A 12961-nucleotide genomic window follows, 5' to 3' on the forward strand; every position below is an offset into this window, starting at 1 on the left:
GACCGATCGACGTCGAGGACCAGGGCGACGACCGGGCGACGGTAAACCGCGCACGTCCGAGCGATCTGGTGGAACGGATCGACCAGCCTCAGCGGCACAGACCACCCGTGGCGGTTCGAGACGCAGCGAGACGCCGGCGGCTGGCGGGTGCGGGCAGCCGACCTGCCGACATGGTGCGGTGTACACGTCCGGGCGGACCTCTGCCGGTGAGTGCTACCTCCCGCGGTGGCAAGAGTTACGGCCACCGCCAGGGTCCACAGCACGGTCCGCACCGTGTCCTGAGTGACAGCGCCCGCGATCCACGGCACCGCGGACACGCCGGGCCAGAAGAGCATTCGCAGAAACCCACCCCGAGATCGTACAGGCGTTCTAACGTTCGGCCGGTTGGGTGGGGAAGGCCCAGAACTCCCGAACCTCCGGCGAGCAGCAAGGTAGCGGTGAGGTAGGTCTTGGCGCGCTGACCAGCCGCGAAACTCAAATCATGCGTCGTAGCGCGGTCTCCACGGCATCGATCAGCGGATCACCTTCGGTCCGTGGGTGCCGTGCGAGACCGAGCTCGACGTCCGGCAGGGTGGGCAGGGCGTCCGCGTCGTGGCAGGCCATGACCGGTTCGAGGTTCGCGGGCATGAGCGCCGCGACGCCGAGCCCGGCCCGTACCGCGGCGAGCACACCGACCAGGCTGTTGCTTTCGAACGCTACCCGCCAGCGCCGATCGGTACGTTCCAGCGTTTCCAGCACTGACGTCCGCCAGGAGCACGGGTTCGAGAACAGCACCACCGGCAGCGGATCGGCAGCCACGTCCACACCCTGGCCGATCGCCCAGACCAGCGGGCGGCGTACCGTCCAGCGCGGCGGCCCGGGAACGTCCGGCACCGCGTCGAGCACGAGTTGGACGCGGCCCGCGTCGTAGGCCTCCCGCATCGCGGCGCTGGAAATGCTGAGCACCTCCAGCGTCGCGCCGGGGTGCAGCCGGGCGAGGTCGGCGAGGGCCTGCGGAAGCTGGGACGCGGCGAGGTCTTCGAGCAACCCGACGACGCAGTGGCCGGTAAGCGCGCGTCCGGTTTCGGTGAGTGCCTGTGCGGAGAGCGAGAGAATGCGTTCGGCGTACGGCAGGAGTTCCTCACCCGCCCGGGTCGGCGAGACGCCAGACGGCGACCGGTAAAGCAGCGGACGGCCGACAACGCTCTCGAGCTTGCGCAACTGCTGGCTGAGCGCGGGCTGGGTTTGTCCGAGCGCGGTCGCGGCGCGGCTGATGCTGCCCGCCCGCACGGCGGTGACGAACGACCGCAGCAACGCGGTCTCAAGATCTCTTGCCATAAGCATTTATTATGCCAGCTCCAACAAATTAGCCACTTCTTATGATGTGACGGACGATCTAGCGTCACGCAGGTGACCAGATACCGACAGGTGCTCGCCGTGCCAGGGATGGCATCGCTGCTGGGCGTTTCGCTGCTCGCCCGTGTCGCGATCACGGCTGACGTGATGGCGCTGACGATGTATGTCGTGCTGGGTCTGGACATGAGCTACGCGGCGGCGGGTGGCGTCGCGGCGGCTCTGACCGCCGGGGTGGCGCTGGGCGGGCCGCTGCTTGGCCGCATGATCGACTGGCGGGGCCTGCGTACCGTGCTGCTGGTCACTGTCGTACTGCAGGTCGTGTTCTGGCTGAGCGTGCCGATCCTGCCGTACGGGATCCTGCTGGGCGCCGCCTTCGCGGCGGGCCTGCTGATGGTGCCGGCCCAGCCGGTGACCAGGCAGGCGATCGCCGCGATGACGACGGCGGGACAGCGCCGGGCCGCGTTCGCGCTGGAATCGGTGCACGGCGAGCTGTCGTACATAGTGGGCCCGGCGGTAGTGATCCTGTGTGCGGCGAAGATGTCCCCCGGTGTGGTGGCGTGGGGGGTCGGCGCCGCGATCGTGGCTGGCGGAGCCGGGATCGCCTTGCTCAACCCGCCGCTGCGTGTCGAGGACGAGGCGGATCCCGGGGCGGCTGGACGGCCCCCGCGCCGGGAGTGGCTGGGCGCCGGCATGATTGCCGTACTCACGATGGCGTTCGGTACCACGACGCTGCTCAGCGGCGTCGACCTCGCCATCGTCGCCACGCTCGAAGAAGCAGGTCAGGTGTCCTGGGCCGCCGTGGTCATAGCCGTGTTCGGCGTGGCCTCCGTCGCCGGCGGGCTGATTTATGGCGCGCTGCCGCGGCCGCTGCCCACGTGGCTGCTGCTCGGCTTGCTCGGGCTCGTGACGATTCCCGCCGGACTTGCCCACGACTGGCCCTGGTTGTGCGTGGCCGTTGTCGGCGCCGGGCTTCTCACCGCGCCGACCCTTTCCACGGTGGCCGACGCGGTGAGCCGGCTAGCGCCGGCCAGCGTGCGGGGGGAGGCGACAGGTCTGCAATCCTCGGCGCAGAGCGCGGGTTTCGCGCTCGGATCCCCGATCGTCGGGGTGGCGATCGACGTCTCCGTGCCAGCGGGCGGCTTCGCGGCGGCCGGGCTGGCCGGCCTCGCCGCCGCGCTGACTGGATGCCTGCTGTCCCGCCGCTCGCCCGCCCGAACGCGGTCTCCGCTCAGCGATCTCGGCCGCGCCGGGGCACCGGACCTTGAGCCGTGGGGGGCCGGCGCCCGGCCTGGCGCATGAGGTACGGGCCCCCAGGACGGAGACGAGCGCGGAGATCAGACTCTGCGCCTACCTCAGCGGCGAAGCCCACCAGTGGCGGTTCGAGACCCGGCGGGACGCCGGCGGCTGGCGGGTCTGGGCAGCCGACCTGCCGCCGTGGTGCGGTGTGCATGTCCGCCCGGACACCTGCCGATGACCGTTACCGGCCTCGCTCGGTGTTCTGCCGCTCATGTAGGGGTTGATGGTCTGCTCTGCCTTGGTGGTCGGGGCGATAGTCCCGTCCGCTCGGCGGGCTTCCATCACCGATGCATTGATCGGCGTCAGCTTCACGAGGTTGTGCGTCGGTGTCACCATGACGGCGTGTTGGTGTTCACGCGGTCGCCGACGGGCGAATGGATCCCGTGGCGGGTAGGCCGGCAGCGCCTCGCATGGCGGCCAGTCCCGCGCGCGCCGTGGCGGGCGTCCCTGTACGACTCCGATCGGTTAAACCCGTTCAACCCCGTCTATTGGCGTGAGGGTTTCGACCTCCTGAACGTGGTGGGCGCGCTGCTCGCGACGGTGGTGGTGTGGCCGTGGCGCGCCGTGACGAACAGGTGGCCAGTGATCGCCTATGTGCCCGACGACCCTGAGGGCAACATTCAAATGCATCGCACTGCACCGATGCGTCGTGCCCAGGCAAAGGCGGTCGCCCGTGATTGGGCCGAACACATCAGGCGGTACGGCGAGCCGCCCGCGCAGTAGCTCCAAGGCCATCGATTAGTGAGTCTGCCGGCGGCTCGTCTCCTGCCGAACCGCCTCCGTGAGATCCCGCCAGGTGCCGGCCGAGGTCTTCATCATCCGATCGACCATCGAACGGGCGGATGCTTCGCCCGGGAAGTCGTGCGAGACTTCCTGCCCTCCGTCGCCACCGAGGCGGCCACGGACGCGCCAGAGCCGGCCGTCCGTCAGCAACCAGATGTCGCGCCGGGCCATGCGGCCCCACGACCCGTTCCACCAGCGACCACGTACCTCCACCAGCCGCAGCTTAGTCGAACGTACGTACGAACCGACCGGCTGCCGGTGTGTCTAGTCCCTGCTCATGCTTGACAGTGAGGATGTGTTCGGCGGCACCGAGCGGGTCTGACTCGATGCTTGACCGACGCTTCGGCTGTCCTGGATCCGATCTGTCGGCCTGCTCGGTTGCCGTTGTTGTGCACGCGGCCGGACGGGCGCCGTGACCTCATAGGAGCCTGTGCGAGAGGCCCCGTCACTGTCTTGTCCGCCCGCCCGACCGGCGCGTGCCGCCCAACCGGTGCGAGCGGAAAGGACGGCACAACCAAGCATGACCGAACAACGAGAAGTGGCGCAGCATCCGGCCGTGGTCGGCGGCGTAGATACCCACGGCGACACCCACCACGCTGCTGTCTTGGACGAGGTGGGCCGGCGGTTGGCCGATCGCGCGTTCCCGACGACCCCGGCCGGCTATCGGCAGTTGTTGGCGTGGCTGCGTAGCTTCGGCCGGCTGGAGCGGGTCGGTGTCGAGGGCACCGGCGCCTATGGGGCAGCGTTGGCGCGGATGTTGCGCCAGGCCGGCGTCACCGTGGTGGAGGTCGACCGACCCGACCGCAAGGCCCGCCGTTTGAAGGGCAAGTCCGATCCGGTCGATGCGTACTCGGCCGCCTGGGCCGCATTGTCGGGCCGGTCGACTGGCACACCGAAAAGCCGCAACGGTCGCATCGAAGCCATCCGTACCCTGCGGGTGACCCGCCGCGGCGCGGTCAAGGCCCGCACCCAGGCGATCAACCAGCTCCGCGCCCTGCTTCTCACCGGTCCGGCCGAGCTACGCGAGCAGCTGCGTGGCCTACCGAAGACTGCCCTGGTCAGCGCCTGTGCCCGGCTGCGCCCCACCGCTGACCTCGCCGATCCCAGTCAAGCGACCAAGGCGGCTCTGCGTCGGCTGGCCCGCCGTCATCAGCACCTCACCGCCGAGATCGCCGAGCTGGACGCCGAACTCGCAACGCTGGTCACCGCCGCCGCACCCGAACTGCTGACCCTGCCCGGGGTTGGCGTCGAAACCGCCGGGCAACTGCTGACCACCGCCGGCGACAACCCCGAACGGCTGCACTCTGATGCCGCCTTCGCCCACCTGTGCGGCGCTGCACCGATCCCGGCCAGCTCCGGGCGCACCGACCGTCACCGGCTCAACCGCGGCGGGGATCGCTGGGCCAACTGCGCGTTGCATACCATCGCGCTGTCCCGCATGCGCTGGCACGAACCCACTCGCGCCTACGCAGCTCGTCGACGGCAACAGGGGCTGTCCAACAAAGAGATCATGCGGTGTCTCAAGCGCCTCATCGCAAGGCAGATCTACTACGTCATTCGCCGGCTCGAGATCACCAAGACAGCCCCCGCAACGGCTTGACGATCCATAGGAGCATCGAATCCGTCCCAGGGGCGGCTTGACGCTGCGCCTAGAACCTGTGCCAGGCTTCTTGCCCATGTCGCATGCTCGGTTCTTCTTCGACGCGGGGTCTGGGGGTGTCCTGTGGCCAACCAGCCCACAGGACTGGGAGGCCTGGGGGAATCCGGTGCGCCTGGAGGCGCTGCCGATCAGCGTGACCCTTCGGGATGAGCTGGCCCAGTTGGTCGAGTGGTACGACGCATCACTGAACTGGGACTATCCGCCTGACCCAGGGCCTTGGCGCGAGGCGGAGTGCCAGGCCTTCAACACGGCCGTTCGGCGGGCGCTCGACCAGCTGCGCGCCGAACTCGGTGACCAGTGGGTGATCGCGGACCACTTCGAAGAGGAGCACGAGGATCCGGACCTCGATCGGTACCTCGCCGACCCGGCCAGCTTCCGGCGGTGACCCGCGTCGGCCACAGCCACAGGCCACTGCGGCTGTAGAGCATCTGGTGGGACGCGGGTGCCAAGCGCGTCCCGTGACGGGACAGGGCACCGGGCACGCGCATTGCCGAATTCCGCTCTATCAGATCAAGGCGGCCCGCAAAGCGGGCCGCGCCGGCCCGGCCCCGGCCTGCTGGCGACCTCCGGCCGGCATCGGCCGGGCCGGCCGGCCACGCTTGGGAGTCACAGGATCAGAAGACCTCGGGGCTCCGCCCCGAACCCCGGCCCTCCTCAGAGATCAGCCGGGAGCGGATCACCTCATCGGGCACCACAAGGGCTACCAGCCTCCCCGGACGGGGCCAAGGTCGTTCGTCCGGTAGGGCGCTCCACCTTGTCCCCGTCCGGGGAGGCTGGAAGGTCTACAACTGCCCGACGAGGAGATCCGCAGCTTCGTGATGGGTTCAGCTATCGCTGCTATGGCTGCAATGCCGACAGAAGTAGATCCATGACCATGGCGGGCTGCGTGACCATCGCCAGGTGATTGGCGTCCAGGCTCCGGACCCGGTACCCACGTTCTTCCGCCTGCTCTGCCGTGGACTGGTATGCAGCGCTCAACTGGAGGTAGATGTGTCTGGCGGAGTCCCATGCCTTGCCGGGCGTAGGTAGCACCTCGGAGACGACCTGCCACGACAGCTCGGGTAAGCCGTGCAGCACCTGCCGCCGCTGTTCGGGGTCGGGCAGGACATCGGCTAGGGAGTCTGCGGGGAACCAGGTGTCCCACGTTGGCAGCCGGCCGGACACCGCCATCTCTCGCAGCCACGTGGCCCGTTCCGGCGGCAGTGATCCGACCCAGCTCGTGCCCGGATGCGGCAGGCGGGCATCCATGAAGACGACGTCCAGCTGGTCACTGCCGACCGCGTCGGCGATGCCGGGCAGGTAAGCACCCGCGCGGCTGTGGCCGACGACGACGGTAGGCGCACCATGAGTGACGTTGGCAGCCGCCGTGCAGACCGCCGTATGGAAGGACGGCGTCTCGACCAAAGGGCGAAGGTCCAGCACCGCCACGCGCCACCCCGCCGCTTCGAGCTGCGAACGCAGGGCGTCCCATGTCGCTGAGGTGAGGAGCGGACTGTGAACGAGGAGCATGGTTGGATCGGCGAACACAATCGCATCCTGCTGGCTGTACAGCCATCCGTACAGCCAAGCCCGCTTCCGAGCGCCGATGCTGCCCGACACTGACGGACGGGCTGACCAGGGGCACGGTCACCTGACCAGCCATCCGCGATCTTCTTCTAACCCCGAGGCCGTAGCTCAGTCGAGCAGTCCCGGAACCCGCTCCTGAAGCTGGGCTATCACCCGCGACAGCCCGGCGTTCAAGTCGTCGCCGTCCCATCGCACGAAGTCCCCGCCCATCGGGCTGCCTGACACCAGCACCGTCCAGCGGCCCCGTTGGCGTTCGCCGTCCATCTTGACCATGGCGACCAGGCCACGATCCCCGAGCTGGACCAGCAACTCCGCCAGGCACTCATCCCACCCCATGGCCGGCTATTCGATCACGGACGCGTCAGGGACGGGCAGTCCGCATCTGGTCCGCAAGAGGTCGGCGGACGGCGGGGGAGTGATGTGAGATGTCGAGGGGTGTTTCCGCTGCTAGACCGCCATGTGCCCAGGTTGGCGGGGCCGGCAGTTTGATCTCGTAATGCATAGGTCCGGGTCAGGTCCCTGGGGCACCGCGGATAGACGCGAGCATGGATACTGCACCGATGACTACCCAGCCACGGACGGTGTGGGAGGACGCCGATGGCGTCCTCTCCGGCAGTACGGCATCGGTCCGAGCCGCCGCCATGCCACGCGGTGACCAGATGTGTGGAGCCGTGACGCTTACGATCCGCGTGCCCGAGGGCTTCTTCCAGGTCGTGCAGCAGGACCAGTCGGGTGTCGCAACCATCCTGCTCAATCCCAACGAGGCTCGCGGCATCGCCGCTTGGCTGGACGAGGCGGCGCAAGCAGCAGATCGCGTAGGCCCGCCGCTCTACGAGAGCTAGGAGTAGAGCCGGACGGGGCGTGCCCCTTGCGTGCCCGTTGGGACGGGAGGCGACGGTCAAGGGCGGTCAGCTCCTGGACGTGCCAACCAGCGTGACGACGCAGGTCAAGCCAGGTCGCAGCTATGCGACATTCAGCCGTATCCACACTTCCTAAACCGTGGCTGTACAGCCAGTCGTACAGCCAAGACCACCGGCTGACGCCGACGCCATCCGACAACGACGGACGGGCTGACCAGGTGCGCAGCCACCCGACCAGCCCTCCGCGATCTTCTTCTAATCCCCAGGCCGGTCCACGCCACCGACGCCGAGGTCTACGACTGCCCGACGAGGAGGACGGCCTCAATCGTGCTGTCCCCTGCCATCCCCGGCAGCGCCGGAATCACCCTTGGTTGTTTCGGTAAGGTGGCTCCGTGAATTTTGATCCAATCATCGTGGCTATGGTGGCCGCTATTCAGATGCTTGACCACGCGAGCCCTGATGAAGTGGACCCTGACTTTGCCGTTAAAGTTCAAGAGGTAATGGGCGACTACCTGAGTGAGCTATCCCCTCAGGACGTGCCCGAGTTTCGCCGAATCGTCTCGCGCATTGCCGACGAACGCTCTTCCGGAGACCCGGTAATCGCTGATTATCTTCGGAGACTCGCTGGCGGTCTCGCGTCGCCGGGATGATTCAGGCGAACGCGACGAGGTGAGGATGAGCGGGGCCGACTGCCCGCGAGCGCCCCCAGCGTGCCAGCCACGTGCCAGTAGCCGGTACCCCTGACGGGCACGAGCGGGCACGAACGGTGAACCAGTGCCCTGCCGACAGCAGGCGTTCCGGCATCTCTGGGCGGTGATGTGCCGTCACCACGCGCGGCCGTCCTGTGCGCACCCGGCGTGCCATTAGCGTGCCATTGGGCGAGGACAGCAGGGGCCAGTCGAGGCCACGAGAGACTGCCGAGACCAGGCCACCAAGCCGGTGGCCTGCCGGAGATCGACAATTCCCAAGCTGACAGTCCGGACCTCAGCCCGTGTAGCGCATCGAGCATGATGGGGCCGTGAGCTTCGATCTTCTGGTCTTGGCGGTGGACCGCTCCGCACACCCGGACGACGCGCGGGCCATGGTCGAGCACTGCACCAGCCTGTGCCACCGCGATGGGGAGCTGGACGAGCGCATCGTTGCCTTCTACGACGACCTAAGGGTCCGCTACCCGGACGAGCCGCCATACGGGCCGGACTCGCCGTGGATGTCGATGCCTCTCGGAGTAGGGATCGATCACGTTGAGATGCATATCAGCTGGTCGCCACGGGGCACCGAAGCGGTAAACACCGTCCTGCACCTGGCGCAGCGGCACGACCTGGTCGTCTACGACCCCCAAGGCGATGAGTTCACCGGTCTGCTTCAAGACGACCGTAGGACCATGGCCAAACAGCCACCCGCACAGCCAAGGCTGCCAAGCATCGCCGACCTGCTCGGACGACCGCAGGCGTTCTGAGCGAGTGCGGCGCCACCTGATGGCCCATCGTTCGGTCCGCATCCAGTCCGCAAGGGGTCGACGGATGGCCCCGTGCCGATGTGAGATGCCGAGAGCCGTATCCGCTGGTCAGCCAAGGTGCGCCCAGGTCAGCCGAGGGTGGCAACTTGATCTCATAATCCGTAGGTCGTCCGCCAGACGTCTGCAGACGGGCCAGGTCACCAGCCCTCGCGTCGGAAGTGCTTCGGCCAGACGGCCGGAGACCCGGGCGAAGCCTGGCACGAGGCCCGTCTGCTCATTCTCGGAGACGGCACGTACGGTGTCCTCCAACCCGGCCGGTCTCAGCCACCCCTCGTGGGACAGCGCGGCCACGGGGGGTGGGCATGGAAGGTCCCCGGAGCGATCCCGGGACTGGATGGAGAAGTCCACCGCGACCCACCCCCCGCCACGCGCGAGACCGAGGACCAGGGCGTGACCCACGATTGCCGGAAATCCCAAGATCCAACGTGCCCGTCGCGTGCCCGATCGGCCGGTCGAGCAGGGGCAACAACGGTCAACCGCGGCGGGAGACGACAAAGGCCCCTGACTTGCGTTTCCGCAGGTCAAGGGCCTTGCCGATCCCTGGTGGCGGGTAGAGGATTCGAACCTCTGTAGCTTTCGCGACGGATTTACAGTCCGCTCCCATTGGCCGCTCGGGCAACCCGCCAGGGCGTCGCACCACGCCGTGCGTGGCAGCGGTAGCAAGGATAGCGGTTGCCCCCGGGGCGGCCGCAAGCGGGTACCGTCAGGGGGTCGTGCCGCTGGTCAGCGGGCGATGGAAGACCTTCAGACCGCCGGACAGCAGGAGCATGAGCATGGCAGCGAACCCGTCGTTCGACATCGTGAGCAAGGTCGAGCGCCAGGAGGTCGACAACGCCCTCCGTCAGGCGGAGAAGGAGCTCGCGCAGCGGTTCGACTTCCGCGGCACCGGCGCCGAGATCTCCTGGTCGGGCGAGGAGGCGATCAGCCTCCAGGCGGAGACCGAGGAGCGGGTCCGGGCGGCGCTGGACGTCTTCAAGGAGAAGCTGGTCAAGCGGAACATCTCGCTCAAGTCGCTGGACGCCGGGGACCCCCGCGCCTCGGGCAAGGTCTTCAAGATCGACGCCAAGGTCATCCAGGGCATCGACACGGACAAGGCCAAGGCGATCAGCAAGAAGATCCGCGACGAGGGCCCGAAGGGCGTGCAGGCGCAGATCCAGGGCGACCAGCTCCGGGTCACCGGCAAGAAGAAGGACGACCTGCAGGCGGTCATCGCGCTGCTCAAGGGCGAGGACTTCGGCGTCGCGCTGCAGTTCACCAACTACAGGTAAGGGCCGCCGGGCGCGCCACGTCAAGCGGACCGTGATGCGGATACGGACGCTGGCGCGCCGGGCAAGGCCCTGCTCGGCCTGCCCGGGTCGATGACAGGCGGGGCTCTTCGCCGGACCCGGCGCCCTGCTCGGAAGCGTCACCTACGCCGCCGTCACCCAGATCCGATCCCAGGACACCGCAAGCAAGCCCTTGATGCCTGCAACCGGGCATGACGGCAGTTGCGACCCACGGTCCCCAATCACTGGACAATGGCCAGGCCCGTGGCGATCGTGGGCGGCATGCAGCAGGAGGACATCTGGGACGCCGTTGCCGCCCAGCGCTATGACACGTCAGGCTCCGGCATGTTCGCGCCCGAGGTTCTGGGGCCGACCGTGGACCGCCTCGCCGAACTCGCAGGCGACGGAGAGGCGCTCGAGTTCGCCATCGGAACCGGCCGGGTGGCCGTCCCACTCGCCGAGCGAGGGGTGCCCGTCACCGGCATCGAGCTGTCACCTCCCATGATCGATCAGCTGCGAACGAAGGCGGACGAAGCGACGATCCCCGTGATCGTCGGCGATATGGCGACCGCCGTCGCCCCAGGGAAGTACTCGCTCGTCTACCTCGTCTACAACACGATTTCGAACCTGCTCACCCAGGCCGAGCAGGTCGCGTGCTTCCGGAACGCCGCCCGCCACCTCACACCCGGCGGTCGCTTCGTGATCGAGCTCTGGGTGCCTGAGCTGCGCAAGCTCCCGCCGGGCCAGCACGTCACGGTCTGGCATTCCGAGCCCGGCTACATCGGCTTGGACACCTACGACGTCCTGCGCCAGCACGTCGTGTCGCACCACTTCACGTTCGATGAGAGCAGGCAGGCTCAGGTGTTCCGCAGTCCGCACCGTTACATCTGGCCGGCCGAGCTCGACCTCATGGCGCAACTGGCCGGGTTCGAGCTGGAGACCAGACATGCGGACTGGGCCGGAGCCAACTTCACGGCCGAGTCGCGTTCCCACGTGTCCGTCTATCGCATCCCGCCACTCCACTAGCTGCGCCCGAGGACCGAAGTGCTACGTCCCTCTCGGCGGCCAACCCGCTCGGCTGCCGGGCATGCGACTGGGATGTCCGTACGATGCGGCGCATGCCGAGTTGGGTCCGGCCATACGAAGGCGACGTCAGCGCGAGAAGATCAACAGCAGGATCACCGTGAGGATCGCGCTGATCAGGATCGAGCCCAGGCAGCCGATCCGGTTCGAAAAGAAGACGAACACTCCCGTGCTGTACCCACCCGGGACGCGTTGAGACCCGCCAGCCGCGCCACCCGCGGCGACCGGAACGCTGGCCGGGGTGGACGAGGTGGCGGTGGCCGGCGGGTGACCGCGCTCAGGCGGCGACCGGGTGCTCGGCGCGTACCGCGGTGGCCTCGGCGCGGGCGATGGGGCCGGCGGGGAGCGCGGCGACCGTGGCGCCGACGGCGACCGCCGCCCCGGCGAAGAGGAACGCCCAGGGCACGCCGCCGGCGTGGTCGACGATCAGGCCGGCCACCGCGCCGCCGGCGGCGCTCGCCGCCACCGACATGGTGACCACCCAGGTGTACGCCTCGTTCAGCATGCCGGCCGGGGCGATCCGCCCGACCAGGGTGTTCTCCAGGGTCAGCGCGGGCGCGATGGTGGCGCCGCCGAGGACCAGCGCGACGCCCAGCGCCGCCGGGCCCGGCATCACCGCGAAGACGGCGAAGCTGGCGGCCACCGCGCCGAGCAGCCAGGCGAACTGGCGGGTCATGTTGGCCGCCGGCCGGCGTACGCCGAACCAGAAGCCTCCCGCGGCACTGCCGATGCCCCAGACGGCCAGCAGCAGGCCGGCGAGACTCTCCGGGTCGTCGGCGGTGGCGTCGCCGGCGAAGGCGGGCACGATCACCCCGGCCGCGCCGAACGCGATGCCGAGGCTGGCGACGCAGAGCAGCAGCGCGGGGAAGCCGCCCACCCGCAGCGGGCCGAGGCCCTTGGCGTGGTGCTCGCGCGGGTGGGGGCGCCAGCCGCGCATCACCCGGCCGAGGGCCACCGCGGCCGTGCCGACCAGGGTGACCACGGCGGCGCCGACGAGCGCGGCGGCGGCGTCCGCGGCCAGCACGAACGCGGCCACCAGCAGCGGGCCGAGCACGAAGACGATCTCGAAGAGCGAGGTCTCCGCGGCGAGCGCGGTGTTGCGCAGGTGGTACCGGCCGGAGGTGGGGCCGGTGAGGTCGTTCCAGGCGCCGCGGATGGCGGCGGTCAGCGGCGGGTAGGTGGCGCCGGCGACCCCGGCGGCCAGGTAGATCAGGCCCAGGTTGCCGGCCTCGGAACGGCTGGCCCCGAGCAGCCCGAAGAGCGCGAGGGGGTGGGCGACGGCGGTGGCCAGCAGCACGGGGGTGGGGCCGACCCGGTCGGCGATCCGCCCGGCGACCGGGCTGAGCGCGGCGCCGGAGAGCGCGTAGATGCCGCCGGCGACTGCGGCGAGGGAGTACCGCCCGGTCACCTGCTCGACGACGAGCAGCAGCGCCAGCGGGGTCATGCCGATCCCGAGCCGACCGATTATGCCGAGGATCAGCAGCATCGGCGCGCCGGGGATCCGCCAGACGCCCAGGTACTGGCGCAGTGCGGCCACCGTCGACCTCCGAGGGATGTAATGGGTGAGAGACGTTTCGACCCTAACGCCGGGCAGGAC

Annotated in this window: 13 protein-coding genes and 1 tRNA gene; 9 read left to right on the forward strand and 5 right to left on the reverse strand. The window is 68.9% G+C overall.

All coding sequences use genetic code 11. The annotated features are described in order from the left end of the window. Positions 1 to 474: 474 nt before the first annotated feature. Positions 475 to 1317, reverse strand: a complete 843-nt coding sequence (locus tag ACTWO6_RS29630) for a LysR family transcriptional regulator (RefSeq protein ID WP_446216969.1) — start codon at positions 1315 to 1317, stop codon at positions 475 to 477. A 72-nt stretch (positions 1318 to 1389) separates the two neighbouring features. Here ACTWO6_RS29630 and ACTWO6_RS29635 point away from each other — a divergent pair, with 72 nt between their 5' ends. The 4 genes from ACTWO6_RS29635 (at position 1390) to ACTWO6_RS29650 (ending at position 5459) form a co-directional block, all read left to right on the forward strand. Further along, positions 1390 to 2634, forward strand: a complete 1245-nt coding sequence (locus tag ACTWO6_RS29635) for an MFS transporter (protein ID WP_446216970.1) — start codon at positions 1390 to 1392, stop codon at positions 2632 to 2634. A gap of 339 nt (positions 2635 to 2973) precedes the next feature. Next, positions 2974 to 3354 (forward strand): hypothetical protein, encoded by a 381-nt coding sequence (locus tag ACTWO6_RS29640; RefSeq protein ID WP_446216971.1) that lies wholly within the window; start codon positions 2974 to 2976, stop codon positions 3352 to 3354. Between the two features lie 580 nt (positions 3355 to 3934). After that, positions 3935 to 5014, forward strand: a complete 1080-nt coding sequence (locus tag ACTWO6_RS29645; protein ID WP_446216972.1) for an IS110 family transposase — start codon at positions 3935 to 3937, stop codon at positions 5012 to 5014. Positions 5015 to 5180: 166 nt separating this feature from the next. Then, the gene (locus ACTWO6_RS29650; protein WP_446216973.1) at positions 5181 to 5459 is read left to right on the forward strand and encodes a hypothetical protein; all 279 of its coding nucleotides are present in this window, start codon (positions 5181 to 5183) and stop codon (positions 5457 to 5459) included. A gap of 452 nt (positions 5460 to 5911) precedes the next feature. Here ACTWO6_RS29650 and ACTWO6_RS29655 read toward each other — a convergent pair whose 3' ends face one another. After that, complete coding sequence (locus ACTWO6_RS29655; protein WP_446216974.1) at positions 5912 to 6673, reverse strand: hypothetical protein; 762 nt, start codon at positions 6671 to 6673, stop codon at positions 5912 to 5914. A gap of 75 nt (positions 6674 to 6748) precedes the next feature. Further along, entirely contained in the window at positions 6749 to 6976 is a 228-nt protein-coding gene (locus ACTWO6_RS29660) for a hypothetical protein (protein WP_446216975.1), read from the reverse strand. 335 nt (positions 6977 to 7311) lie between these two features. On the opposite strand from ACTWO6_RS29660, the gene ACTWO6_RS29665 reads away from it, so the two are divergent. The 3 genes from ACTWO6_RS29665 to ACTWO6_RS29675 all read left to right on the forward strand — a co-directional run bounded on the left by ACTWO6_RS29665 (position 7312) and on the right by ACTWO6_RS29675 (position 8956). Beyond that, positions 7312 to 7482: a hypothetical protein gene (locus ACTWO6_RS29665; protein ID WP_187413312.1), complete on the forward strand. Its 171-nt coding sequence runs from the start codon at positions 7312 to 7314 to the stop codon at positions 7480 to 7482. A 410-nt stretch (positions 7483 to 7892) separates the two neighbouring features. Beyond that, positions 7893 to 8150, forward strand: coding sequence for a hypothetical protein (locus ACTWO6_RS29670; RefSeq protein ID WP_446216976.1), 258 nt, complete (start codon positions 7893 to 7895; stop codon positions 8148 to 8150). Between the two features lie 368 nt (positions 8151 to 8518). Further along, positions 8519 to 8956 (forward strand): hypothetical protein, encoded by a 438-nt coding sequence (locus ACTWO6_RS29675; RefSeq protein ID WP_446216977.1) that lies wholly within the window; start codon positions 8519 to 8521, stop codon positions 8954 to 8956. A gap of 601 nt (positions 8957 to 9557) precedes the next feature. Here the strand turns inward: ACTWO6_RS29675 and ACTWO6_RS29680 are convergent. Next, positions 9558 to 9641: transfer RNA gene (locus ACTWO6_RS29680), tRNA-Tyr, on the reverse strand. A 148-nt stretch (positions 9642 to 9789) separates the two neighbouring features. On the opposite strand from ACTWO6_RS29680, the gene ACTWO6_RS29685 reads away from it, so the two are divergent. Together ACTWO6_RS29685 and ACTWO6_RS29690 are read left to right on the forward strand one after the other, a co-directional pair. Then, on the forward strand, positions 9790 to 10284 hold the full coding sequence (locus ACTWO6_RS29685; RefSeq protein WP_446216978.1) for a YajQ family cyclic di-GMP-binding protein: 495 nt from the start codon (positions 9790 to 9792) through the stop codon (positions 10282 to 10284). 261 nt (positions 10285 to 10545) lie between these two features. Further along, positions 10546 to 11307 (forward strand): class I SAM-dependent methyltransferase, encoded by a 762-nt coding sequence (locus ACTWO6_RS29690; RefSeq protein ID WP_446216979.1) that lies wholly within the window; start codon positions 10546 to 10548, stop codon positions 11305 to 11307. Between the two features lie 334 nt (positions 11308 to 11641). Here the strand turns inward: ACTWO6_RS29690 and ACTWO6_RS29695 are convergent, their stop codons facing one another. Further along, positions 11642 to 12901, reverse strand: coding sequence for an MFS transporter (locus tag ACTWO6_RS29695; protein WP_446216980.1), 1260 nt, complete (start codon positions 12899 to 12901; stop codon positions 11642 to 11644). Positions 12902 to 12961: the final 60 nt, after the last annotated feature.

It is taken from the genome of Micromonospora sp. IBHARD004 (assembly GCF_052814115.1).